Annotated in this window: 23 protein-coding genes and 1 riboswitch; of the genes, 6 read left to right on the forward strand and 17 right to left on the reverse strand. The window is 62.3% G+C overall.

The features are described from left to right. The first annotated feature begins 188 nt into the window (after positions 1–188). A complete protein-coding gene (locus ACQKEN_RS21890) occupies positions 189–410 on the forward strand; it encodes a DUF6316 family protein (RefSeq protein WP_427688695.1) in 222 nt (73 codons plus the stop codon). A gap of 12 nt (positions 411–422) precedes the next feature. Here ACQKEN_RS21890 and ACQKEN_RS21895 read toward each other — a convergent pair whose 3' ends face one another. Beyond that, entirely contained in the window at positions 423–1,013 is a 591-nt protein-coding gene (locus ACQKEN_RS21895; RefSeq protein ID WP_427688697.1) for a tRNA-uridine aminocarboxypropyltransferase, read from the reverse strand. 10 nt (positions 1,014–1,023) lie between these two features. Beyond that, entirely contained in the window at positions 1,024–1,917 is an 894-nt protein-coding gene (locus ACQKEN_RS21900) for a LysR family transcriptional regulator (RefSeq protein WP_065992937.1), read from the reverse strand. A 166-nt stretch (positions 1,918–2,083) separates the two neighbouring features. Here ACQKEN_RS21900 and speB point away from each other — a divergent pair, with 166 nt between their 5' ends. Together speB and ACQKEN_RS21910 are read left to right on the forward strand one after the other, a co-directional pair. Then, positions 2,084–3,034 (forward strand): agmatinase, encoded by a 951-nt coding sequence (gene speB / locus ACQKEN_RS21905; protein WP_427688700.1) that lies wholly within the window; start codon positions 2,084–2,086, stop codon positions 3,032–3,034. Between the two features lie 352 nt (positions 3,035–3,386). Beyond that, the gene (locus ACQKEN_RS21910; protein ID WP_427688702.1) at positions 3,387–3,677 is read left to right on the forward strand and encodes a hypothetical protein; all 291 of its coding nucleotides are present in this window, start codon (positions 3,387–3,389) and stop codon (positions 3,675–3,677) included. A gap of 123 nt (positions 3,678–3,800) precedes the next feature. Here ACQKEN_RS21910 and ACQKEN_RS21915 read toward each other — a convergent pair whose 3' ends face one another. From ACQKEN_RS21915 to rmuC, 3 genes are all read right to left on the reverse strand, one after another. Continuing rightward, positions 3,801–3,926 carry a PA1414 family protein gene (locus ACQKEN_RS21915; RefSeq protein ID WP_122535674.1) on the reverse strand — a complete coding sequence of 42 codons (126 nt, stop codon included), beginning with the start codon at positions 3,924–3,926 and terminating at the stop codon, positions 3,801–3,803. Positions 3,927–4,108: 182 nt separating this feature from the next. Continuing rightward, a complete protein-coding gene (locus ACQKEN_RS21920) occupies positions 4,109–5,560 on the reverse strand; it encodes an NCS1 family nucleobase:cation symporter-1 (protein ID WP_427688704.1) in 1,452 nt (483 codons plus the stop codon). 364 nt (positions 5,561–5,924) lie between these two features. Continuing rightward, positions 5,925–7,289: a DNA recombination protein RmuC gene (gene rmuC, locus ACQKEN_RS21925; protein ID WP_427688738.1), complete on the reverse strand. Its 1,365-nt coding sequence runs from the start codon at positions 7,287–7,289 to the stop codon at positions 5,925–5,927. Positions 7,290–8,369: 1,080 nt separating this feature from the next. On the opposite strand from rmuC, the gene ACQKEN_RS21930 reads away from it, so the two are divergent. From ACQKEN_RS21930 to ACQKEN_RS21940, 3 genes are all read left to right on the forward strand, one after another. After that, positions 8,370–8,594 carry a hypothetical protein gene (locus ACQKEN_RS21930; protein WP_133776362.1) on the forward strand — a complete coding sequence of 75 codons (225 nt, stop codon included), beginning with the start codon at positions 8,370–8,372 and terminating at the stop codon, positions 8,592–8,594. Positions 8,595–8,884: 290 nt separating this feature from the next. Then, complete coding sequence (locus tag ACQKEN_RS21935; protein WP_427688706.1) at positions 8,885–9,376, forward strand: hypothetical protein; 492 nt, start codon at positions 8,885–8,887, stop codon at positions 9,374–9,376. A 138-nt stretch (positions 9,377–9,514) separates the two neighbouring features. Further along, complete coding sequence (locus ACQKEN_RS21940) at positions 9,515–10,807, forward strand: OmpP1/FadL family transporter (RefSeq protein ID WP_427688708.1); 1,293 nt, start codon at positions 9,515–9,517, stop codon at positions 10,805–10,807. Between the two features lie 110 nt (positions 10,808–10,917). Here the strand turns inward: ACQKEN_RS21940 and ACQKEN_RS21945 are convergent, their stop codons facing one another. The 12 genes from ACQKEN_RS21945 to cobO all read right to left on the reverse strand — a co-directional run bounded on the left by ACQKEN_RS21945 (position 10,918) and on the right by cobO (position 21,589). Beyond that, a complete protein-coding gene (locus ACQKEN_RS21945; RefSeq protein ID WP_427688710.1) occupies positions 10,918–11,469 on the reverse strand; it encodes a glutathione peroxidase in 552 nt (183 codons plus the stop codon). Between the two features lie 102 nt (positions 11,470–11,571). Beyond that, on the reverse strand, positions 11,572–12,519 hold the full coding sequence (locus ACQKEN_RS21950) for a GlxA family transcriptional regulator (RefSeq protein WP_427688712.1): 948 nt from the start codon (positions 12,517–12,519) through the stop codon (positions 11,572–11,574). Positions 12,520–12,785: 266 nt separating this feature from the next. Further along, positions 12,786–13,523 carry an adenosylcobinamide-GDP ribazoletransferase gene (locus ACQKEN_RS21955; RefSeq protein ID WP_427688714.1) on the reverse strand — a complete coding sequence of 246 codons (738 nt, stop codon included), beginning with the start codon at positions 13,521–13,523 and terminating at the stop codon, positions 12,786–12,788. Then, on the reverse strand, positions 13,524–14,096 hold the full coding sequence (gene cobC, locus ACQKEN_RS21960; RefSeq protein ID WP_427688716.1) for an alpha-ribazole phosphatase family protein: 573 nt from the start codon (positions 14,094–14,096) through the stop codon (positions 13,524–13,526). Beyond that, on the reverse strand, positions 14,093–15,145 hold the full coding sequence (gene cobT / locus ACQKEN_RS21965; RefSeq protein WP_427688718.1) for a nicotinate-nucleotide--dimethylbenzimidazole phosphoribosyltransferase: 1,053 nt from the start codon (positions 15,143–15,145) through the stop codon (positions 14,093–14,095). Before cobT ends, cobC begins: the two co-directional genes overlap by 4 nt. Beyond that, entirely contained in the window at positions 15,142–15,663 is a 522-nt protein-coding gene (cobU, locus tag ACQKEN_RS21970) for a bifunctional adenosylcobinamide kinase/adenosylcobinamide-phosphate guanylyltransferase (RefSeq protein WP_427688720.1), read from the reverse strand. The genes cobT and cobU overlap by 4 nt, the downstream gene beginning before the upstream one ends. Continuing rightward, complete coding sequence (locus ACQKEN_RS21975; RefSeq protein WP_427688722.1) at positions 15,663–17,132, reverse strand: cobyric acid synthase; 1,470 nt, start codon at positions 17,130–17,132, stop codon at positions 15,663–15,665. Before ACQKEN_RS21975 ends, cobU begins: the two co-directional genes overlap by 1 nt. Then, positions 17,129–18,121, reverse strand: coding sequence for a threonine-phosphate decarboxylase CobD (cobD, locus tag ACQKEN_RS21980; protein ID WP_427688724.1), 993 nt, complete (start codon positions 18,119–18,121; stop codon positions 17,129–17,131). The genes ACQKEN_RS21975 and cobD overlap by 4 nt, the downstream gene beginning before the upstream one ends. After that, on the reverse strand, positions 18,114–19,022 hold the full coding sequence (gene cbiB, locus ACQKEN_RS21985; protein ID WP_427688726.1) for an adenosylcobinamide-phosphate synthase CbiB: 909 nt from the start codon (positions 19,020–19,022) through the stop codon (positions 18,114–18,116). Before cbiB ends, cobD begins: the two co-directional genes overlap by 8 nt. After that, positions 19,019–19,669: a 5,6-dimethylbenzimidazole synthase gene (gene bluB, locus ACQKEN_RS21990; RefSeq protein WP_427688728.1), complete on the reverse strand. Its 651-nt coding sequence runs from the start codon at positions 19,667–19,669 to the stop codon at positions 19,019–19,021. The genes cbiB and bluB overlap by 4 nt, the downstream gene beginning before the upstream one ends. Positions 19,670–19,679: 10 nt before the next feature. Next, positions 19,680–20,981, reverse strand: coding sequence for a cobyrinate a,c-diamide synthase (locus ACQKEN_RS21995; RefSeq protein WP_427688730.1), 1,302 nt, complete (start codon positions 20,979–20,981; stop codon positions 19,680–19,682). Beyond that, positions 20,978–21,589 (reverse strand): cob(I)yrinic acid a,c-diamide adenosyltransferase, encoded by a 612-nt coding sequence (cobO, locus tag ACQKEN_RS22000; RefSeq protein WP_133776348.1) that lies wholly within the window; start codon positions 21,587–21,589, stop codon positions 20,978–20,980. Before cobO ends, ACQKEN_RS21995 begins: the two co-directional genes overlap by 4 nt. A gap of 107 nt (positions 21,590–21,696) precedes the next feature. Next, positions 21,697–21,921, reverse strand: a riboswitch (cobalamin riboswitch). Positions 21,922–22,442 lie beyond the last annotated feature (521 nt).

Consider the following 22,442-nt stretch of genomic DNA (forward strand, 5'->3'; position numbering starts at 1 on the left):
CTGCCTTCAAACGCTGTAACTTAGCGGCAGCGGGGTTTTGCCTTTTTGGCAAGCCATGCCACTCGGCTTGATGTGTCAGTCGGACAGCAGGACATTTCTGCTTTTACTGCGGAAGATATTCTTCACCGCCGCCGCTGCTCACTGCCGTTCATATGCCCAGCGTACTGACCCAGAGCCCGGAGAAGGCCATGTTAAGCAAGCGTGAACAAGATCCAGTCCCCACCGTTCGATTTCGCAGCGACCGCGTTTCCCGCGTCAATGGCCAGTATTTCTTCAGCACGCGGGAAAACACCCTCGAAGGTCCGTTCATGAGCAAGGAAGACGCCGCGCGGGAAACCGAGGCCTATATCCGTCGCATGCAGGCAGCCAGCGCGTACCCGCCAGGGATGCCCTCCTCGCTCAACGGCTGATTGAACTCGGCCTTACGAATGATTGCGGCGAAAGGTTTCCTCGCCCATTGCCGCGATCTGTCCGTCGATCAGCGCATCGAACGGACGCAACAAGCCCTCGAATGACGTCTCCGGCTCCAGCGTTTGCAGCGCATGGACGATCGCCTCAAGCGTCGACAACGCGTCAGGACCCGGCGCCTTGCGCAACCGATAGCGTGAAGGCGGCGCGTTCGTCAGCACGACCCTGGGCAGCGCCGCCAGCGAGGGATTGAGGTGCAGCAGCTTGCGCGCCTTGCGCCAGGTGCCATCGGGTACGACGAGCAGCAAAGGCATATCGTCGGCATTGCTGGCTTTCAGCGCGATGGCCTCCTCCCCCGGGAACAGCAAACACGCTCGGTAACCGGGCCGGCTCAGCCACTGCGGCAGATCCCCGAACGCCTCTCCTGCGTGCAGCTCCGCATTCTTCAAGCCAAGGGCTGCGAGGCGCGCCGTGTTGAGCGCGTGATTGACTTCGCTGGGATGCTGCAGGATCAACACCCGCGTTCGGCTGTCCAGAGAGGGAATCAGCGCACACAGGCAATGATTGACCGGACGCATACAGCGTTCGCAGCGGGCACGGGGCATCGTCGGTTTCCTAGAGTGGATTGAGCTGCGCTTTCAGCAGATCGCGAAAGGTCTGAATCAATGGCTCACGGCTGCGTCCGCGACGCAGGATCATCGAGAACGGCGCCTGATAGCCGAAGGTTGCCGGTAGCAAGACCCGCAGGTGCCCGGAATCCACCCAAGACTGCGCGTAGTGCTCGGGCAGGTAACCAATGTAGGCGCCGGACAGCACCAGAATCAGCTGCGCCTCCATACTCTCGACGGTCGCAGCGCTGTGCTTGAAGCCGTGGCGGGCGAGTTCGGCCTGGCTCCAATAGCCGCGTCCGACCATGCGTTGTTGGGTGATGACCGGTTCGGGAATGCGCCGTTCGGCGTACAGCGCGTGGCGATTGCTGCAGTACAGCCAGTGCTGCTCGCGGTACAGCGGCTGATAGAGCAGGCCGTTCATGCGGGTGGAGAATGATCCAATCGCCAGGTCCAGACGGTTGTCCAGCACGCCCAGCTGCAGTTCGTAGGGACTCATCACGGCGAGGTGCAAATGCACGGCCGGGTGCTCCGCACTGTAGGCGCCGATGACCTCCGCAAATGGCAACGCGCGGTCACTGACCGTCGAGTCCAGCACCCCAAGATTGAGCGTGCCGCGCAGCTCACCCTTGAGCGCAGCGGCGTAGAGTTCGAAGCCTTCCAGTTCGCCGAGCAAGCGCAGGGTTTCCTGATGAAACAGCTCGCCCTTGCTGGTCAAGCTGAACCCGCCGCGTCCGCGATGACAGAGCACGATGCCCAACGCGGCTTCAAGCTGGCTCATGTAGGTGCTGATCGCCGAGGTCGACAGATTGAGTTCTTGCTGAGCACTGGCAAAGCCCTGATGGCGCACGACGCAGGCGAAGATGCGCAGCAATTTGAGGTCGGGGAGCGCGCTGGGCATGGGGTTTCCAGGAGGGGTTTTCCGCGCAGCTTACCCGATACTTCAGGAATATCTGAACTAAGTATTTCGCGTGGCCGATTGTTCGCGGCGGGCTCGATCAACAGAATCTGGGCCACGCCGGAAGCCCGCTTCCGCCCCTTTTGATTACTACCGATGAGGCATTCCTGTGGACAAGATTTTCCATCAACCACTGGGCGGCAACGAAATGCCGCGCTTCGCCGGCATCGCCACCATGATGCGCTTGCCGCACCTGCAAACGGCAGCCGGTCTGGATGCGGCCTTCGTCGGCGTCCCGCTGGACATCGGCACGTCCCTGCGCGCAGGCACCCGTTTCGGCCCGCGGGAAATCCGCGCCGAATCAGTGATGATCCGCCCCTACAACATGGCCACCGGGGCCGCCCCTTTTGATTCGCTGTCTGTAGCGGATATCGGCGACGTGGCGATCAACACGTTTAACCTGCTGGATGCCGTGCGCATCATCGAAGAAGCCTACGACGGCTTCCTCGAACACGACATCATCCCGCTGACCCTCGGCGGCGATCACACCATCACGCTGCCGATCCTGCGCGCCATGAAGAAGAAGCATGGCAAGGTCGGGCTGGTTCACATCGACGCCCATGCGGACGTCAACGATCACATGTTCGGCGAGAAGATCGCCCACGGCACCACGTTCCGCCGGGCGGTGGAGGAAGGCCTGCTGGATTGTGATCGAGTGGTTCAGATCGGTTTGCGTGCCCAGGGTTATACCGCCGAAGATTTCAACTGGAGCCGCAAGCAGGGCTTCAGGGTAGTCCAGGCCGAGGAGTGCTGGCACAAGTCGCTGGCGCCCCTGATGGCCGAAGTGCGCGAGAAGGTGGGTGGCGGTCCGGTGTACCTGAGTTTCGACATCGACGGCATCGACCCGGCCTGGGCGCCGGGCACGGGCACACCGGAGATCGGCGGGCTGACGACGATTCAGGCGATCGAGATCATTCGCGGGTGCCAGGGGCTGGAGTTGATTGGCTGCGACCTGGTCGAGGTCTCGCCGCCCTATGACACCACCGGCAACACCTCGTTGCTGGGCGCCAACCTGCTCTACGAAATGCTCTGCGTGCTGCCAGGCGTCGCGCACCGCTGACAGCGGGAATGGACGCTTTGCTTTTAGTCGGACCCGCTTCAGCCGGGAAGAGCCCCGTTTGAGCACCCTCGATTTCGCGGCGTGACGACTGACGCTTTCCCGGCTGAAGCCGGTCCCACAATGTGTGCGCTGCATCGGGCGCGCCATTCTTCCATTGCGCGCCGTTACAAAAAATCTCCACACACCCGTCATTCCTCCCCCGCAAACTTGGGCTAGCCTTAATCCGAGACCGTCGGCGCTGTGCGTCGCAACGCAGGTTTTTCAGGGTGGTTGCTCATTGGGCATTCCTGCCACAACCCTCTGTATTTTGATGTTGGGGTGATTACCACTTAAATCAAAGCAGAGGCTTGTCATGAAGCGTAGCGATGTCAGACAGCATGTGATCGACACGATCGGGAAGATTCTGGTCGACAAAACCCTGATTCAGGAAGAAGACGACGTGATGCTGAATGCGCTTGAACTGGATGAAGCCGACTTCGGAGAGTTTTTTTCGATTCTGCAAAGCGACTTTGGCATCGTCCTTCCTAACCAGATCAAAGCCGATATTGCCGGGATGTCAGCGCATTCACCTTATGGTCAACTGACGCTGCAGGGTCTCGTTGACCTGATTCTCGTCGAGAGGAAACGCAGCACTCACCATTGAGCCGCAAATGGGATTGATTCAGAGAAGAAGCTACGGCGAGCGGGAAGGTTGACCGAACGGTCGGGGAAAACGGAGCGGGCTATCGGGCGATAGCGCCGCTTTTCAACGCGTCTTGCCAGACAATCAGCGCCGTGGACGACGACGCTCATCATCATTGCTGCGCACGGGAATCGGTTGCAGCTTTGGCTTTTCGATCAACCCGAGCGCGACGCCTACATCGTGAAGCCATTCTTGCAATTTGCTGTTCATATAACGCCCCCTTCAGGGAAATACTCGGCAGCCAATGTCCGAACTGCTTAGAGCAGATCATAGTGCTGTGGCTCACTTTACGCCTGCTACCGAGTGTCGCGGCAGGAATTTTTTGCCTTACGTGACGTTGTGACACTGCAAATGGCACATTCGAAGACTTCACGCGACAAACGGCATTCCCTTTAACTGGCCACCACAGGCGTCAACGCCGCGCACTCATGGGCCTGGCGACGTCTGGCGAGCAGATAGAACAACCCGCCACCGAGGAAACATCCTGTAAACCATGCAAAGTTGGCCATCGGCTGCAATGCCGGGATGAAGGTAATGGCAATGCCCGCCACGGTGGCCAGGATCAGCGCCTTGACCGCCGTATAGTTCACTCCGCCGGTGTACCAGTAGCGCCCGGTCGGTCCATCGTTGAACAGCGCGTCGACGTCAATCTGCTGCTTTTTGATCACGTAATAGTCCACCAGCAAGATGCCGAACAATGGCCCGATGAACGCCGCCAGCACGTCCAGCGTGTAATGGATGACGGCGGGGTTGTTGAACAGATTCCAGGGCGTGATGAAGATCGACGCCACCGCCGCAATCATCCCGCCGGCGCGCCAGCTGATTTTGCTGGGGGCGACGTTGGCAAAGTCGAACGCCGGTGACACGAAGTTGGCGACGATATTGATGCCGATCGTTGCCGTCACGAAGGCAAAGGCGCCGAGCAGCACCGCGACATCGTTGTCGATGCGCGCCACAGTGGCGATCGGGTCATGGAGCATCTCGCCGAACACCGGCAATGTCCCCGACACAATCACGACGGTGACCAGGGAGAACGCCAGAAAGTTGATCGGCAGGCCCCAGAAGTTGCCGCGCCGGACCTCGGACATGCTCCGGCAGTAGCGGCTGAAGTCGCCAAAGTTGAGCGTAGGGCCCGAGAAGTAGGACACCACCAGGGCCGTGGCCATGATCACTTGGGAGAACGCTTCCCAGCCGGTCAGGGATTTCTCGGAGAGGGTGAAGCTGATATTGGCCCAGCCCGCCTTCCAGACAATCCAGCCTGCCAGGATGAACATCACGGCGTACACCACAGGGCCCGCCCAGTCGATGAAGCGCCGGATCGAGTCCATCCCGGTCCAGAACACCGCTGCCTGAACCACCCAGAGCGCCAGGAAGCCGAACCACCCGAGGTAAGACAAACCTGCAAAGTGCGGCTCTGCGTAGACCGACATGTGCGGGAAGAAGCGCAGCACCACGATGATCAGCGCGCTTGAGGCCAGGTACGTCTGCACCCCGTACCACGCCACGGCGATCAGGCCGCGAATCACCGCAGGAATATTCGCACCGAACACACCGAAGGCCAGACGACAGATCACCGGATACGGCACCGCCGCCTGCTGACTCGGCTTCGCCAGCAGGTTGGCGATCACTTGAATGATGCAGATGCCCGCCAACAGCGCGATCAGCACCTGCCAACTCGCCAGCCCGAGGGCAAAAAGGCTGGCCGCGAAGACGTAGCCGCCCACGCTGTGCACGTCACTCATCCAGAACGCAAAAATGTTGTACCAGGTCCACTTCTGCGGCACGGGACCCAGATCCTCGTTGTACAGGCGGGGGCTGTAGCCCTTCGGCAATGGCGCGGTCATCGCATTTCTCCCTATAAGGATGAACCGGCTCCCGATACCACGCGTGCGCACACTGCGTACGGGAGCGCGTGTGGGTTGTATACGAAGCGAGAGGCAGAATGCGTGCCATTGCCGACCTGCCTCTTTGGCAAGGCGCCAACACAGCGGTTTTACCCCAGCCAAACACGATAGGGTTTAAAGCTGAAGGGAGGCCTATTTGCAGGCGCGGCGCCTGCAAGCAGTGCACCGTGATCAATGACGGTGCATTTTCATAGGACAGAAAAACGTGCGGAAGGAGAGGGAAAACGTGTATACGATCAACGCGGGCTTTGTTCCTCCTTATAAGCCCGCGTGCTGTCGCGTTCTCGCGAAAAACTGTCCGGCATTACTCCGGCAACTGCGCCAGTCCATCCGGGTCAGTCATCGCCCGCTCCAGCAGATCCGCCGGCAGACTCTTGCTGGCCCGCGCACCCAGCAGTTTTAACTGCTCACTACGGCTGACCAGATTGCCGCGTCCTTCGACGAGCTTGTTGCGCGCGGCGCCGTAGGCTTTGTCCAACTGCTGAAGGCGGTTGCCGACTTCATCCAGGTCCTGGATGAACAGCACGAACTTGTCGTAGAGCCACCCTGCCCGCTCGGCGATCTCCCGGGCATTCTGGCTCTGCCGCTCCTGCTTCCACAGACTGTCGATGACCCGCAGCGTTGCCAGCAGCGTGGTCGGGCTGACAATCACGATGTTGCGATCGAACGCCTCCTGGAACATGTTCGGCTCGGCCTGCAACGCGGCAGAAAACGCCGCTTCGATCGGCACGAACAGCAAAACGAAATCGAGGCTGTGCAGCCCTTCAAGGCGTTTGTAGTCTTTGCCGGACAGGCCTTTGACGTGATTGCGCAGGGACAGCACGTGCTGCTTCAGCGCCGCCTGGGAAATCACCTCATCGTCGGCCGACACGTACTGCTGGTAGGCAGTCAGGCTGACCTTCGCGTCGACTACGACCTGTTTGTCGCCAGGCAGCATGATCAGAACGTCGGGCTGGAAGCGCTCGCCGTCGGGGCCTTTCAGGCTGACCTGGGTCTGGTACTCGCGGCCCTTTTCAAGACCGGCATGCTCCAGCACCCTTTCCAGAATCAGTTCGCCCCAGTTGCCCTGGGTCTTCTGCCCCTTCAGCGCACGGGTCAGGTTGTTCGCCTCATCGCTCAGGCGCAGGTTGAGTTGTTGCAAGCGCTCCAGTTCCTTGCTCAGGGAAAAGCGCTCTCGGGCTTCGTTCTGGTAACTTTCTTCGACGCGCTTTTCGAACGACTGAATGCGCTCCTTGAGGGGATTGAGCAGCTGCCCCAACTGTTGCTGACTGGTCTCGGCAAAACGCTGCTCGCGCTCGTCGAAAATCTTGCCGGCCAGCTCTGCAAACTGTGCACGCAGCTCATCGCGGGAGCCTTGCAGGTCAGTGAGGCGCTGCTGATGACTTTCCTGCTGTTCGCGCAGCTCGGCGCCGAGTGACGCGCACTGGGCATCAAGTCGGCGCAGCTCGGCCTCTCTGGCGGTCCGTTCGCGGCCCCAGTCATCCTGGGCTTCCCGCGCACCCTCATGCTGCTGACGCAGCAGCTCCACTTCCCGGCGCAGCGCCGCCAGGTCCGCCTGCTTGACCGCATTGGCCTGGGCGAGATCGCTGATCTCGTCACGGCTGGCGTCGAGCTGGGCATTGAGCCCATCCTGCGCCATCTGCGCATTACTCAAGCGCTCGTCGAGCAACGCGGCGTCCGCCTCCCGTTGCGCCAGGCGCCGGTGCAACTGCCACGCCAGCCCCAACAAAGGCACCGCAGCCAATGCCAAACCCAGCAACAGGCTGGTTAACTCAAACACCATAAAATCCAGACTCCGACATTCATGCAGGCAGCATTATGCGCAGAAGCGGGCGCGTCGTCCGATTCGGGTAAAGCAGCGCCACACAAAGATAAAAACACTAGCAAATGCTTCAAGAGCGCCGTGATAGAGCCAGCGCTCGGGACAATCCACAGAACCTGTGGATAACTCAGTGGACAACACACCTTAAGCTCTCGCAAACGCACGTAGAATGGGGCCTGCGTTCAAACTGACGATTTTTTCACCAGCGTAAAAAAACGATGGTTTTCATTGACTTAATAATTCGTTGCATTAAATCAAGCGGTTAGCGGACGACGTGACAGTGACATGACAGGTACCTTTCGTAATGTGCACAAGTTGATTTCGTCTGCTCATAAGCCCGTTTCAGCAGCCAGCGCGACCGCTCAAAATTCCCCGGAATAAGGCCACAGGCCACTTTTTTGGCTGGATATGCTGTAGTCTCTTTTGCCCCGCGTTGCGTCGCTTGACTGAAGTATTGCAAATCAGCGCTTGCCATGCGCGGGCAACTCCATTAGCATCGCCGCCGTTAGTACCAAGCTGAAAGTCAATTCTGATCGAACAAATCCCCCAATCCCGGTTCGTCAACTGAGCGAACGGATTGAAAAAAGGGATCGATCACCTCGATGGTTTCCAGACATGAACTCACACGACCTGCCGTCGAAACGGAGGGGTGTGCAGAAACATTCATGCTCTACTCAACCAGCCTGCAAATTGATCAGGATCTTCATCTCGAGCATCGAACCTTAGCTCGCGTTGTGTTGCCTGCCCTCCTAAGTACCTACCAGTCAGCCCCGCGCCACATTTCAAATGCGCTCAACTGGCTGCTTTTGTTCCAGACAGGTTCTGCGCCCTGCCCCTGACTCGCATTCGAGCATCGGTCCGCGTTTACTGGAACGTTTTTATTTTGCACGCCTCTTATTGCGTGTCGATTCAGGAAACACCCATAACATGACTACTCATATCCAGACTCAAAACGCTATTCAAACACTGACCAACGCTTTTGCTCCAATGAACTGCCTGATCATGGCAGCACGCAAAGGCTGCTTCAGCTTCACCATCGTCAACGAGCACGGCATCGCCCGCCACAGCGAGCGTTTGTACCCGGATCAATACTCCAGCGATGCTCCGCTGCAGGCTGTGATCGACCGTACGCGTCAGGCTCTGGTTGCCTAATACCGTTGACTTATACCGTTCGTCGGTAAATAACGCTGCATCGACAAGGCCTCACCCGATAACGGTGGGGCTTTTTTGTATCTGTTTTACTTACAAAAAAAGTCACAGATGCAGTCATGAATGCCCGTCACCCCGTTCGAGCTGCATGGGAACTGACCGTAAAACAGACCTTTACACGGCAAATATCACACTACACTTCAAGTCAGCGGCTCCGGTCGCTGCCGGCGGGTCCCCTCCATCCCTGCTGCCAAGCGCCAGGGCCCGCCGACTCATCAACTCCCGAGGGTGTTATGGGAATCGCCGCCAGTGAACTGTGTCGCTACGTCATCCGCCCGACGCTCCTCTACCTCGGGCGACACAACCGAGCGGCCGAATCCCTGCTGCTGGGCGTCGCGGCCAGCCAGTCCGCCCTGGGCGCCGAGCTGGACAACCCGCGCGGCCACGGGCTTTACAGCATCGCCGACACCCAGCACCGCCAACTTTGGGATGAATACCTGGCCCGCGATCCGGACCTTGCCAGCCTTGTTCGCGGCCTGGCCAGCCAGCACGCATTTCTTACAGGGCCCGATCTGGAGCTGACCGTCAACCTGCGTTATTCGACTGCCATCGCCTGGTTGATGGTCGAAGCGAGCCATCTTTCGCTACCGGATGCCGATGATTCTCTGGCCATGGCGCAAATGTGGCGCCAGATATTTCAACCCGGCGGTCAGCTGCAGGATTTCACCTCGGCCTGGCAAACATGGGTCAGTCCCCTGTTTCAGGTCTCGACGGCCATTTCGTGACCGGTTGGTATTGAACAAAAAAGCCGCGAACTTTCAGGATTGTCCTACAAGAACCGCTCTAAATCGGCTGATCCAGGCTATAGCGCGTGGGCAGAAATATTGGTAATTTCCGCGCGGTGATCAACAGGAGTTCTAACAATGAAAAAAACAATGATCAAATCCAGCCTCAGTCTCGCCATCACTCTTGCCTCTACTCAGATTTTTGCATCCGGCTTTGCCCTGAACGAACAAAGCATCAGCGGCATGGGGACCGGCTTTGCCGGCCGTACCTCTTCAGTCGATGACGCCAGCATCGTGTACGGCAACCCGGCCGGCATGTCGCGCCTCAAGCGCGCGCAGGCGACCGTGGGGGTCGCCGCGATCGATGCCTCCACCGACATTACTGACACCAGCGGCCGCAGCACCGGTTCCAACAAAGGCGACATGGTGCCTTTCATCGCCGTGCCAATGGGTTTCTACGTGAACCCGGTCGACGAACACTGGGCGTTCGGCTTTGGTGTCTACGCGCCGTTCGGCCTGATCACCGACTACGAAGACAACTTCCAGGGCCGCAACTTCGGCAGCAAGAGCATCGTCAAGGTCGTGACCTTCCAGCCGACCGTCAGCTACGCATTCAATGACAAGGTGTCGATCGGTTTCGGTCCGACCATCAACCGTATTTCCGGTGCACTGGAATCGGCACTCAATGTCAGCCCGCTGCTGGGTGCCCGCACCGGCGACGGCCGCGTGCAGGTCAAGGGCGATGACGTCGGTTACGGGTTCAACGCCGGTATCCTGGTGCAAGCCACCGATACCACCAGCGTCGGCCTGACCTATCACTCCAAAGTGACCTACAAGCTCGAAGGCCACACCGAAGTCACCCCTGGCGCAGGCGTGCCTGCCCAAGTACTGGGCGCGGGTCGATACGACGCCAAGCTGAGCATCGACACGCCTGAAACCGTGGACTTCTCGGTCACGCAGAAGATGAACGATGCCTGGAAGCTCTACGCGGGGGCCACCTGGACACGCTGGAGCCGTCTGGAAGACATCACCGTGAAGAATTCGGGCGTCACGCGCGCGGGTGGCGTTGCCGCGCCAAGCCTGGTCGGCACCATCAGCGAAGAGCAGAACTGGCACGACACCTGGGCCTACGCCGTGGGTACTTCGTATCAGCTGAACAAGCAGTGGGTGCTGCGGACCGGCCTGTCGTTCGACCAGTCGCCGACCAACAACGAGAACCGCTCGCCGCGCATCCCGACGGGTGATCGCACGATCTTCAGCCTGGGCGCCGGTTACAGCCCGACCGATGACATCACCATCGACGTGGCCTACTCCTACCTGCAGGAAGAGAAGGTCAAGGTCGCCGACGCGAACGCTCTGGGTCAGAGCTACAACGCCAAGTACGACAACAGCGCCAACGGTTTCGGCGTGGGCATGACGTACCGCTTCTGATGCAGTGGGCGGGACAGGCAGATCACCTGTCCGCCATACAGAAAAACCCGCAGCCAGTGATGGCTGCGGGTTTTTTCGTTGTGGACGGTCTGCTTTGCGTCAGCGCGTTTTTACGGTTTGGAGGCGATGGCCTTCTCGATGGCTGAAATCAGCTCGGGATCGTCCGGCGCGGTGTTGCTGGAGAAGCTGGCAACCACGTTGCCTTTGCGGTCGACCACGTATTTATAGAAGTTCCAGCGCGGCGGATTGCTTTGCTCGGCGAGGACCTTGAACAGGTTGATGGCGTCAGCGCCACGCACCGGCTGCGGTTCGGTCATGGTGAAGGTGACGCCGTAGTTCACGTAGCAGACCTTCGCGGTCTCGGCTGCATCCTTGGACTCCTGCAAAAAATCGTCAGAAGGCACGCCAAGGACTTCAAGCCCTTCACCCTTGAAGCGCTGGTTGAGTGCTTCAAGCCCTTTGAACTGCGGCGCGAAGCCGCAGAAGCTCGCGGTATTGACCACGAGCATCGGCTTGCCGGCGAACTGTTTGCACAGGTCGATATCCTGCTTGGCCCGCAGCTTGGGCAGGTCCCCCTGCAGCAGTGGCGGGCAGTCGGCGGCCGCGGCGGCACCACTGAGGGCAAGCAATAGCAGAGGCGCGTAAATCCAGCGAAGGGCCATGGCGACGTCCATTCATGAGCGGGCAGGAAATAAGGAGCTATCGCTACGCTACTCCGCCGCGCGACGAATGCCTAGGGCGCCACGGTAAAGGGACGCATACCGTTATCCGGCTTTCTCGGTCGCCGTGAAGGCCCGCTGGATCGCCTGGGGCGGTTCGCCGAAGTTGCGCAGAAACGCCTGGCGCATTCTTTCCCGATCGCCGAAGCCGGTTTCCCGGGCAACCACCTCGACGGGATGCCGACTGGTTTCCATCATGGCCCGCGCCACTTCCACCCGCAGGCATTCGATGGCTTTCGCCGGGGTCTGCCCTGTTTCCTCGCGAAACACCCGGCTGAACTGGCGAGGGCTCAAGCGGGCGATGGCTGCGAGTGCATCGATGGAGAGATCGCTTTTGAGGTTCTCGCGGGCATAGGCCAGCGCCAGTTGTACACGATCGGACTTGGGGTCCAGCTCCAGCAGCGTCGACAACTGGGAGTGCTCGCTGCCGCGACGTTGATAGATCACCAGCTTGCGCGCGACCTGCCGGGCGACATCGGCGCCGAGATCGTTCTCGACCATCGCCAGCGCGAGATCAAGGCCAGCGCTCATGCCCGCGCCGGTCCAGATGTGACCGTCCACGGTAAAGAGTTTGTCGTCCTCGACGCGAACGTTGGGGTAGCGCTTGCGAAACTCCGGGGCATGAATCCAGTGCATGGTCGCGCGCTTGCCGTCGAGCAGGCCCGCTTCGGCCAGCACAAACCCGCCCGTGCACAGCGACGCCACCCGCCGCGACTGAGCCGACGCGGCGCGCACGAACTCAAGCAGGCTGGGCGTCGGCAATTGCAGGTCCATGTAGCCGCTGACGATAATCGTGTCATAACCGTCTGGCTGCAATGGCGTGGTGTTGACCGAAAAGCCTTCGGACGACATGACCGCCCCGCCGCTTTCGGACACCAGATGAAAGGAGTACGCCGCCTCGCCCTGCATCAGGTTCGCGCAGGTCAGCACGGACCCGACCGACAGGCTGAGGGACTGAAATTGCGGGTACACCACCAGCGCAACGCTATGCATGACACCTCTCCGGTTGATCCGGAACATGATGGATACTGCCTCTATTGAGGAGAGGCTGTGGTTTTGTTGTGTTGCTTCAGGATTTCCGCGTCGCCGCATTTATTGATTCTTGCCGCAGGCCCTAGGAGCCGGCTTGCTGGCGAACGCGTTGGGCCAGTGCCATCAATATTGGCTGACATAACGGGTTCGCCAGCAAGCCGGCTCCTACAGTGATGCGGTGAATGATGATCTGGCGGCGCGTCATTTGACAGGGGGCACAGACCACATCAATCGCACATCAGCGCCAACGTCACCAGCACCAGGGTTTCCAGCAGTTCGAGCATCGCGCCGGCGGTGTCGCCGGTGCTGCCGCCCAGCCGTTGCATCATCACCCGGCGCAGCCCGAAGAAACCGCCTGTCGCAATGACCAGCACCCACGCCGCCGCGCCGCCCCCGATGAGCACGCAGCCCACCGCCACCGCCGCCAGCACCCGCATCCCGGCCTTGCACGGCAGGTGATCGGCAAGCGCCTGGCCCAGCCCGCCAGCGCGCACATACGGTGTGTTCAGAAACAGCGCCAGCATCGCCGCGCGGCCGATCACCGGGGCCAGCAGCAGGCCGACGCCGGTGTGCGCTTCAATCAACGCCAGCACGGCGCTGAACTTCAACAGCAACACCACCACCAGCGTGACCACCGCGATCGGGCCGCTGCGTGGGTCTTTCATAATGAGCAGGGTGCGCTCGCGGTCGCCGAATCCACCGAGCCAGGCGTCAGCGCTGTCGGCCAAGCCGTCCAGGTGCAGCCCTCCGCTGAGCATCACCCACGCCCCCAGCAGCAGGGCGGCATGCAACAGCGACGGCGCGCCATCGAGCAGATGATCCATCGCCACCAACAGTACGCCAAACAGCAATCCCACCAGCGGGTAAAACAGCAGCGAACGCCCCGACTCCTGGGGCGTCGGCATGCCGGGCAGACGAATCGGCAGGCTGCTGAGGAACTGCAAGGCGATCCAGAACGGCAGCATTTAAACCTCCGTCAACTCGCCGTCGGCCTGCACAGCGAGGCCGAACAGACCGCCGTGGGCCACGGTGACCTGCAGCAATTGCTCGCGGGGCAGACCGCGGGCGCGGGCCAACAACAGACGCATCACCCCGCCGTGACTGATCAGCAGCAGGCGCTGACCGTCATAGGCCCGCTGCAACCGCTCAACGGCGCCCAGCACGCGGGTGGCAAATGCCTGGACCGGCTCGCCGTTGGGTGGCGTAAACCCGTACGGATCCTCCCAAAAGTGCCCCAGCCCGACGGCGTCAGTTTCCATCAATTGCGCGGGGCTCTGGCCTTCCCAGTCACCGAAGTGCAATTCCTGAAGACCGGCTTCCAGCTCGACGGGCAAGCCCAGTCGCTCGGCCAGTTCGTCGGAGAAACGCGCGCAGCGTTGCAGCGGCGAGCTGACGATCCGGTCCCAGGGCCCACGATCAACCACCGCCGCGCGCATCTGCTGCCAGCCGATGTCGGTCAGCGCGTCGTCGATGCTGCCGCGCAGGCCGCCGCCGAATTCGGTTTCACCGTGACGCAGCAGGTCAATATGCAAGGTCATGCCGGGCGGTCCGCCACGGCGGCTTCGGCGAAGGTCGCCATGCCGTTATGCAGCTCGCAAGCCAGACGCAACAACGGCACCGCGAGCGCCGCGCCGCTGCCTTCGCCCAGACGCAATCCCAGTTCCAGCAACGGCTCGGCCTGCAACGTGTCCAGCACCAGACGATGGCCCGGCTCGGCGCCACGATGGCCGAAGAACAGCCACTCCCGGCACGACGGATTGATGCGCACGGCTACCAACGCCGCCACGGAACAGATAAAGCCATCGACCAACGCAGCAATGCCCTCTTGGGCGCAGGCCAGGTACGCACCGACCAGCGCCGCCACTTCAAAACCACCGAGGGCACGCAGACTGGCCAGAGCATCACCGACAGCGTCAGCATGCAACCTCAGTGCTTGCTCGATCACCTGCGCCTTGTGGCTCACGCCCTCGGCATCCAGACCGGTGCCGGGGCCGACCAGCGAGGCGGCCGGGCAGTCGAGCAACGCGCACGCCAGCGCACTGGCGACGGTGGTGTTGCCGATGCCCATTTCGCCGCCGATGAACAACTCGGATCCTGCGGCCTTGGCGCGCAACACGCTGTCGCGACCGCCATCGAGTGCAGCCTGCAGCTGCGCCTCGGTCATGGCCGGGCCGTGGGCAAAATTCGCGGTGCCGAGGCCGAGATTGAGGTGACGCACGCCCGGCAGGTCCAGCGGCGCAACCGTGCCCAGATCGACCACGTCCAGCTGCGCGGACAGTTGTCGGGCCAACACGCTGATGGCCGCGCCGCCCATGATGAAGTTGTGCAGCATCTGTCCGGTGACAGCCTGCGGGTACGCCGAAACGCCTTCCGCCACGACGCCGTGGTCACCGGCAAAAATCGCGATCCAGACCTCGTCCACCTTGGGTTTCAGGCGACCCTGCAGACCGGCCAGTTGCACCGCCACGTCTTCCAGCCGGCCCAGCGAGCCGGTGGGTTTGGTCAACTGCTGCTGACGGGCCAACGCTTCTTCGCGGCTGGCGTGATCGACTTCTCGGGCAGGGGCGAGCCACCAGGCGTTACTCATAGTGCGGGTCCTTTCAGAATCATGGGCAGTCCGGCGACGGTGAACACCACGCGATGGCAGCGTTCGGCCAGCGCCTGATGCAGCCAGCCGGCTTCATCGACATAACGACGGGTCAGCTCACCGAGGGGCACGACGCCCAGCCCGGTTTCGTTGCTGACAAAAATAATTTCGCCCGGCAGTTCCGCCAGGCCAGCGAGCAAGGCGTCGCGCTCTTGGGCCAGGCGTTGTGGGTCGTCCAGCATCAGCAGATTGGTCAGCCACAGGGTCAGGCAATCCACCAGCAGGCAGCGGCCCTCCCCGGCGTTCTCCCGGAGCACGCGGGCCAACTCGACGGGCTCTTCGATCAGCCCCCATTCCGCCGGACGACGCTCGCGGTGCAAGGCGACGCGCTGATTCATTTCGCCGTCCAGCGGCTGACTGGTGGCGACATAGATGACGTTCAGGCCGCTTTCGCTGGCGAGCTTTTCCGCCAGTCGGCTTTTGCCGGACCGCGCCCCGCCGAGGATCAGTTGCAGCATCAGGGTTGCTCCAGGCCGCAGAGTTCACGCAGCAGTGTGCCGTCCAGGTGGGTTTCCACCAGATCGGCCAGGCGTTCGATGTCGCGCTCGCGCAGCGCGTGGTAATCCACCGACTGCGCGTTCTGCAGCCCGGCCCATCGCAGCAAGGCGCTGCTCGACGCGGGGTTCTCGAACAGGCCGTGCAGGTACGTGCCGAGCACTTGGTCGTCAGGGCTGCGCGCGCCATCACAGCGACCGTCCACAAGCTGGACCAGTGGACGCTCCAGCGCGGCGCCGGTGGTCACGCCCGCATGAATCTCATAACCGCTGACGTGAGCATCTTCGAGGGTCAGACGACCGCTCACATTGCGCAGCTGCTTCTCTTCTTCCAGCACCGTGTTCAGGGCCAAGAGCCCCAAACCGGGGCTTGAACCGGCCGCACCTTCGAGGCCCAGCGGGTCGTGCAATTCTTCGCCCAGCATTTGCAGGCCACCGCAGATGCCCAGCACTTTGCCGCCGTAACGCAGGTGGCGGTTGATGGCCGTGTCCCAGCCATTGGCGCGCAGGTAGGCGAGATCGCTGCGCACGCTTTTCGAGCCCGGCAGGATGATCAGATCGGCAGACGGAATCGCCTGACCAGGACCGATGAACTGAAGATTGACCTGAGGGTGCAGGCGCAGCGGATCGAAGTCGGTGTGATTACTGATCCGCGGCAGGACCGGCACGATGACGTTGAGCACCTGCTCGGCCTTGTCGGTCTGACGCTGATCGAGGCCGTCTTCGGCCTCCAGATGCAGGTCCATCACATAGGGCAATACGCCGACCACCGGTTTGCCGGTGCGCTGTTCGAGCCAGTCGAGGCCGGGCTGCAACAGGGCGATATCGCCGCGAAAGCGATTGATGATGAAGCCTTTGACCCGCGCCTGCTCGCTGGGCGAGAGCAACTCCAGCGTGCCGACCAAGTGTGCGAAAACCCCGCCGCGGTTGATGTCCGCCACCAGCAGCACCGGGCAATCCACCGCTTCGGCAAAGCCCATGTTGGCAATGTCGCCGGCGCGCAAGTTGATCTCGGCCGGCGACCCGGCGCCTTCGACCATGACAACCGGCCAGCCTTCGCTGAGGCGGCGGTGGGAAGCGAGTACGGCTTGCATGGCGATGGCTTTGTAGTCGTGGTAGGCCACGGCGTTCATGGTAGTGACGGCGCGACCGTGAATGATCACTTGCGCGCCGGTGTCACTGTTGGGTTTGAGCAGCACCGGGTTCATGTCGGTGTGGGGTTCGAGGCCGCAGGCCTGGGCTTGCACGGCCTGGGCGCGGCCGATCTCGCCGCCGTCGGCGGTCACTGCACTGTTCAGCGCCATGTTCTGCGGCTTGAACGGCACGGTGCGCACGCCCTGGCGGGTCAGCCAGCGGCACAGCGCCGTCACCAGCGTGCTTTTGCCGGCGTCGGACGTGGTGCCCTGCACCATCAGGGTTTTGCCGAGGGTCATACGCGCTCCCGGGCAAATTCACTCAGTGCCTGCTCCAGACGCTGCCAGTCGGCTTCTTCGCGGGGCAGGCCGAACCGCAGGCTGCTGTTGTGAGTAAAGATCCGCAGGAGGATGCCCCGCTGTGCGCAGAACTCGTAAAGCGCTTCCGCCAGGGGCGTGATCAGCCACTGGAACAGCGCACAGCCGCCCTTGGGCGCGAAGCCGCAGCGATTGAGCACGTCCACCAGACGCTGACTGGCCTGCTCGGTGCGCTGACGCTGACGTTGATGCCCGGCCACGTCGTTGAAACAGGCCTGACCGATGATGCGCGTCGGCCCGCTGACCGACCAGGGCCCGATCTGCCGCGCCATGACTTTCAGAAAGCGCGGCTCCGCCAGCACAAAACCCAGGCGCACACCGGCCAGCCCGAAGAACTTGCCGAACGAGCGCAGCACGATCAGGCCCGCGCGTTGGGTATAAGCCGCCAAGCTCAACTCGGGCGTGTTGTCCATGAACGCTTCGTCCACCACCAGCCAAGCGCCGCGCTGGGCCAGACGCGTGTGCCATTCCAGCAGGCGTTCGGGCGGCAGGCTCAGTCCGGTGGGGTTGTTCGGGTTGACCACGACGAGCACATCAAGGGTGTCGATGAAACGCTCCACCTCGTGCTCCAGCACCTCGCGCACGAGAAAACCGGTGTTGCGCCAGGCTTCTGCGTGTTCGGCGTAACACGGCGACAACACGCCGACCTTGCCCGCCTGACGCAGACGCGGCAGCGCCTGGATCGCCGCTTGCGACCCGGCCACCGGCAGCACGTCCGTGGCGCCGTAATAGCGGCGGGCCGCGGCTTCCAGGCCGTCATCGGTTTCCGGCAGGCGCGCCCACGCCGCCTCAGGAATCGCGGGGATCGGCCACGACCACGGCGAAATCCCGCTGGACAGGTCGAGCCAGTCCGCCTCATCAATGCCGTATTTCAGGACTGCACCACGCAATCGGCCGCCGTGTTCAAGCATAGAATTCTGTCCCCAGACACAAGATCAGCAACCACAGCCATACGCCGCGCTGCACCAGTTGCCAACCGCGATCAATAGAGTCCGCGTCCGCCGGCACGCCTTCGCCCAGCGTCGCGCGCTCGTGCAGTTCGCCGTGATAAATCGCCGGACCACCCAGTTCGACGCCCAAAGCACCGGCGCCAGCCGCCATTACCGGTCCGGCGTTGGGACTGTCCCACTTCGGTGCCTGGGTGCGCCAGCAGCGCAGGGCCAGTCGGGTTTTGCCCAGCAGCGCGTAGGTCAACGCCACCAGCCGGGCCGGAATATAGTTCAGCAGGTCGTCGATTTTCGCCGCCGCCCAGCCGAAGCGTTCGAAGCGCTCATTACGATAGCCCCACATGGCGTCGAGGGTGTTGCTCAGGCGGTAGAGCACGGCGCCCGGTGCGCCCAGCACCACGAACCAGAAGATCGCCGCGAACACCGCATCGCTGCCGTTTTCCAGCACCGATTCGGTGGCAGCGCGGGCCACTTCGGTGCTGTCCAGCTCGGACGTCTGGCGGCTGACCAGATAGCCGACACGTCGACGTGCCTCAGGCAGATCGTCGCTGCGCAGCGCCTGGGCCACCGGCTCGACATGCTCGCCCAGACTGCGCAGGCCCAACGCGCAGTAGAGCGCCAGCACGTCCACCAGCCAGCCAATCAACGGTAGCCAACTGAGCAACGTGGCGATCAGGGTCAGCGGAATCACGGCGATGAACCATGCGCTCACGCCATGGCTGCGCCAGCCCCGGCCGGCGGCATTCAGGCGTTGTTCGATGCGCTCGGCAAAACGGCCGAACGCCACCAGCGGGTGGTTCCGTTTTGGCTCGCCGAGCAACGCGTCCAGCGCGACCCCGGCGACGCTCAATAACGCCACACTCATGCAATCACTCCCCATGTGTTCTCGTAGACCAGCTCTTGCAGCGTGCGCGGCTGCGCCCAGCCTTCCAGCACCAGCATCGGCGCCGGGTAGAACTCCTTGACCGGGCCCAGGCACAGAATCGCCAGGGGTTTTGAGCCGGTTGGCATCTTCAGAAGATCGGCCAGGGCCTGGGGATCGAACAGCGACACCCAGCCCATGCCGAGGCCTTCGGCCCGCGCCGCCAGCCAGAGGTTCTGAATGGCGCACGACAGCGACGCCATGTCCATTTCCGGCAAGGTGCGGCGGCCAAAGATGTGTTTCTCGCGGTCGTCCATCAAGGCGGCGACCAACACCTCGGCGCAGTCGCTGATGCCCTCGACTTTCAGCTTCATGAAATCGTCGGAGCGCTCGCCCAGCGCTTCGGCGGTGCGGATGCGTTCCTCCTCCACCTGCGCCTGAATCCGGGCACGCAACGCCGGGTCGGTGATGCGCAGAAACCGCCACGGCTGCATCAGGCCAACGCTCGGCGCATGGTGGGCGGCTTCGAGCAGGCGGGCCAGCAACTCCGGCGCGACGGTGCCGCCGCAGAAGTGGCGCATGTCGCGACGCTCGGCGATGGCACGGTAGACGGCGGCGCGTTCCGGGTCGGTGAAGGTGTGGTCAGTCATGCAAGCGAGCTCATGGCAAAAACAGCGCCGCCACCGCCTGGGGATTCGAGGGAAAGTAAAAGTGCACGTACGACGCGGTCATGCGCCCTTCGCGGTACACCGCCTCGGCGCCGCGCCCGCCATTGGGGCTGAGGCCGCGGGCGATGGGCGTCAGCTCGGTACTGGTCAGGGAGTGATGATAGGTGTGGCCACGCAGGGTGCCTTCCGGCAGCTCGACCGATTGCAGGGCCAAAGCGGCCAGACGCTTTTGCATCACGGCTTCGCCCTTGAGCAAGCCCACCCCTTCGGCGCGCTGGCCGTCGACGTCGGTCAGGGCATCGAGCAGATACAACATGCCGCCGCATTCCGCTAGCAAGGGTTTGCCGGCGGCGTGGTGCGCGCGAATCGCGGCGCGCATGCTGTGGTTTTCGGCCAGCGCCGTGTGATGCAGTTCCGGATAACCGCCTGGCAGATACAGGCTGTCGGCGTCCGGCAATTCCCGGTCGCGGATCGGCGAGAAGAACGACAGTTCGGCGCCCATCTCCCGTAGCAGGTCCAGGCTGGCGCCGTAGAAAAACGCGAACGCCTCGTCATGGGCGATGGCGATGCGCACGCCGGCCAGCAGCGGTTCGGCAGGAACGAAGTCGGGCGCGGTGAAGGTCACGGCCGGCGGCAACGTGGCGTCGCAGGTGCTGGCCAGCGCGGTGGCAGCCGTGTCGAGGCGCATGTCCAGATCATTCAGCTCGCTGGCCTGAACCAGACCGAGGTGCCGACTCGGCAGCTCAATGCCCGTCTCACGGGACAGCGCGCCGTACCAGCGCAGGCCTTCGGTCAGGCTGCCTTCCAGCAACTGCGCGTGGCGCACCGTGCCGACGCGATTGGCCAGCACGCCAGCAAACGGCAGGTCCGGCTGATACCGCGCCAACCCCAGCGCCAGTGCGCCAAAGGTCTGGGCCATGGCCGTGCCGTCGATCACACCGAGCACCGGCACACCGAAACGCCGAGCCAGATCTGCGCTGGAGGGCGTGCCGTCGAACAAGCCCATGACGCCTTCGATGAGGATCAGGTCGGCATCGGCGGCGGCTTCCCACAACAGGCGCCGGCTTTCGTCCTCGCCGATCATCCACATGTCCAGTTGGTACACCGGATGGCCGCTGGCGCGTTCGAGAATCATCGGGTCGAGAAAGTCCGGCCCGCATTTGAACACGCGGACCTTGCGGCCCTGATTGCGGTGCAAACGGGCGAGTGCAGCGGTGACGGTGGTTTTACCCTGACCGGACGCAGGCGCGGCGATCAATACTGCCGGGCAGTGCCGGGGTTGGCGCTCACTCACAGTTCGATGCCTTTCTGCGCCTTGATGCCGGACTGAAAGGCATGCTTGACCACGCCGATTTCGGAAACCGTGTCGGAGAGGTCGATCAGTTCCTGTTTCGCCCCGCGACCGGTGACGATCACATGCTGCATGGGCGGGCGTGCCTGCAGGTCGATCAGCACCTGCTCCAGGTCCAGATAACCGTGCTTGAGGGCGATGTTCAGCTCATCGAGCACCACCATCCCGATGGACGGGTCCTTGAGCATTTCCCGGGTCACGGCCCAGGCGGCTTCGGCGGCAGCAATGTCACGCTGGCGGTCCTGGGTTTCCCAGGTGAAACCCTCGCCCATTACGTGGTACCGCACTTGTTCGGGGAAGCGGCGGAAGAACAGCTCTTCGCCGGTGCTGTGGCGGCCTTTGATGAACTGCACGACGCCACACTGCATGCCATGGCCCATGGCGCGGGCGAGCATGCCGAACGCCGAGCTGCTTTTGCCCTTGCCGTTGCCGGTCAAGACCAGCAGCAGTCCGCATTCATTGGGCGCGCTGGAAATGCGCTCGTCCATCACCGCCTTTTTGCGCAGCATGCGCGCCAGGTGGCGTTCGTCACGTTCGGGGGATTCGCTCATCTCAGCTCTCCGCTTGAGGGCAGGTGTGGCAAACGGAGGGCACAGGCAAAGACTGTCAGCAGGCACCGGACATGGCCCGGCCTGCAGCAGAGCATCGCCCTCCGTGATGCTGTTCGATGGATCAGGCCGGTCTCCGGACTCATGAGTTGCCACACCGTGGCAGGCCAGGCGCCTTCCCATGTTCAGCGAACACAGTGGCATCGTGCGTGGCCTTGACTCATTTACCGTTGCGGAGGCAGCGCCGGGATTGATCGCACGAGCAATCGCACCGGCTTCCCTGTTTCACCCTGTGGACCAACGAAGTCCCGGGCACCTGAAACATGGCGCGAAGGTTAGAGGGTTGACCCCAGAGCGTCAATCAAGGGATCGCACATGGCGGACGGGCACGGCGCAGATCCGATCACACCTGGCCACTGCCTGAAACGCGAAACCGGAGCCGGCTTGCTGGCGAAGGCGTCGGGGCACACGACATTGCAGTGCCTGTAGGAATGCATTCGTCAGCAAGCTTGCTCCCGCAGGTTTTGCGGCCAATACGGACGTCGGTAAGCCACGCGCCATTGTAGGAGCGCGCTTGCCCGCGAAGGCGGTGGTTCAGGCGACCGATGCGTCACAGGCAAAATCTTTCGCGGGCAAGCGCGCTCCTACAATGATCTCGGTAACGCCGACAATCTGTGGCGTAAACACGATACGTAGATATCCGCTTGCTGGCGAAGGCGTCAGGGCAGTCACATTAGTGGTGAGGGATCAATCGGGTTCGCCAGCAAGCTTGCTCCCGCAGGTTTTGCGGCCAATACGGACGTCGGTAAGCCACGCGCCATTGTAGGAGCGCGCTTGCCCGCGAAGGCGGTGGTTC

The sequence above is a fragment of the Pseudomonas sp. NPDC078416 genome, assembly GCF_050268485.1.
Lineage (GTDB): Bacteria > Pseudomonadota > Gammaproteobacteria > Pseudomonadales > Pseudomonadaceae > Aquipseudomonas.

Coding starts and splice junctions, on each gene's coding strand:
- ACQKEN_RS21930 (WP_133776362.1), top strand. CDS start 8,370: ATGACTACTCATATCCAGACTCAAAACGCTATTCAAACACTGACCAAC.
- ACQKEN_RS21940 (WP_427688708.1), top strand. CDS start 9,515: ATGAAAAAAACAATGATCAAATCCAGCCTCAGTCTCGCCATCACTCTT.
- ACQKEN_RS21950 (WP_427688712.1), bottom strand. CDS start 12,519: ATGCATAGCGTTGCGCTGGTGGTGTACCCGCAATTTCAGTCCCTCAGC.
- cobD (WP_427688724.1), bottom strand. CDS start 18,121: ATGCTTGAACACGGCGGCCGATTGCGTGGTGCAGTCCTGAAATACGGC.
- ACQKEN_RS21895 (WP_427688697.1), bottom strand. CDS start 1,013: ATGCCCCGTGCCCGCTGCGAACGCTGTATGCGTCCGGTCAATCATTGC.
- ACQKEN_RS21920 (WP_427688704.1), bottom strand. CDS start 5,560: ATGACCGCGCCATTGCCGAAGGGCTACAGCCCCCGCCTGTACAACGAG.
- cobU (WP_427688720.1), bottom strand. CDS start 15,663: ATGCTGCAACTGATCCTCGGCGGGGCGCGGTCCGGCAAAAGCCGACTG.
- cobT (WP_427688718.1), bottom strand. CDS start 15,145: ATGAGTAACGCCTGGTGGCTCGCCCCTGCCCGAGAAGTCGATCACGCC.
- ACQKEN_RS21945 (WP_427688710.1), bottom strand. CDS start 11,469: ATGGCCCTTCGCTGGATTTACGCGCCTCTGCTATTGCTTGCCCTCAGT.
- cbiB (WP_427688726.1), bottom strand. CDS start 19,022: ATGAGTGTGGCGTTATTGAGCGTCGCCGGGGTCGCGCTGGACGCGTTG.
- ACQKEN_RS21910 (WP_427688702.1), top strand. CDS start 3,387: ATGAAGCGTAGCGATGTCAGACAGCATGTGATCGACACGATCGGGAAG.
- ACQKEN_RS21890 (WP_427688695.1), top strand. CDS start 189: ATGTTAAGCAAGCGTGAACAAGATCCAGTCCCCACCGTTCGATTTCGC.
- cobC (WP_427688716.1), bottom strand. CDS start 14,096: ATGACCTTGCATATTGACCTGCTGCGTCACGGTGAAACCGAATTCGGC.
- ACQKEN_RS21915 (WP_122535674.1), bottom strand. CDS start 3,926: ATGAACAGCAAATTGCAAGAATGGCTTCACGATGTAGGCGTCGCGCTC.
- ACQKEN_RS21955 (WP_427688714.1), bottom strand. CDS start 13,523: ATGCTGCCGTTCTGGATCGCCTTGCAGTTCCTCAGCAGCCTGCCGATT.
- bluB (WP_427688728.1), bottom strand. CDS start 19,669: ATGACTGACCACACCTTCACCGACCCGGAACGCGCCGCCGTCTACCGT.
- cobO (WP_133776348.1), bottom strand. CDS start 21,589: ATGAGCGAATCCCCCGAACGTGACGAACGCCACCTGGCGCGCATGCTG.
- ACQKEN_RS21975 (WP_427688722.1), bottom strand. CDS start 17,132: ATGACCCTCGGCAAAACCCTGATGGTGCAGGGCACCACGTCCGACGCC.
- ACQKEN_RS21935 (WP_427688706.1), top strand. CDS start 8,885: ATGGGAATCGCCGCCAGTGAACTGTGTCGCTACGTCATCCGCCCGACG.
- ACQKEN_RS21900 (WP_065992937.1), bottom strand. CDS start 1,917: ATGCCCAGCGCGCTCCCCGACCTCAAATTGCTGCGCATCTTCGCCTGC.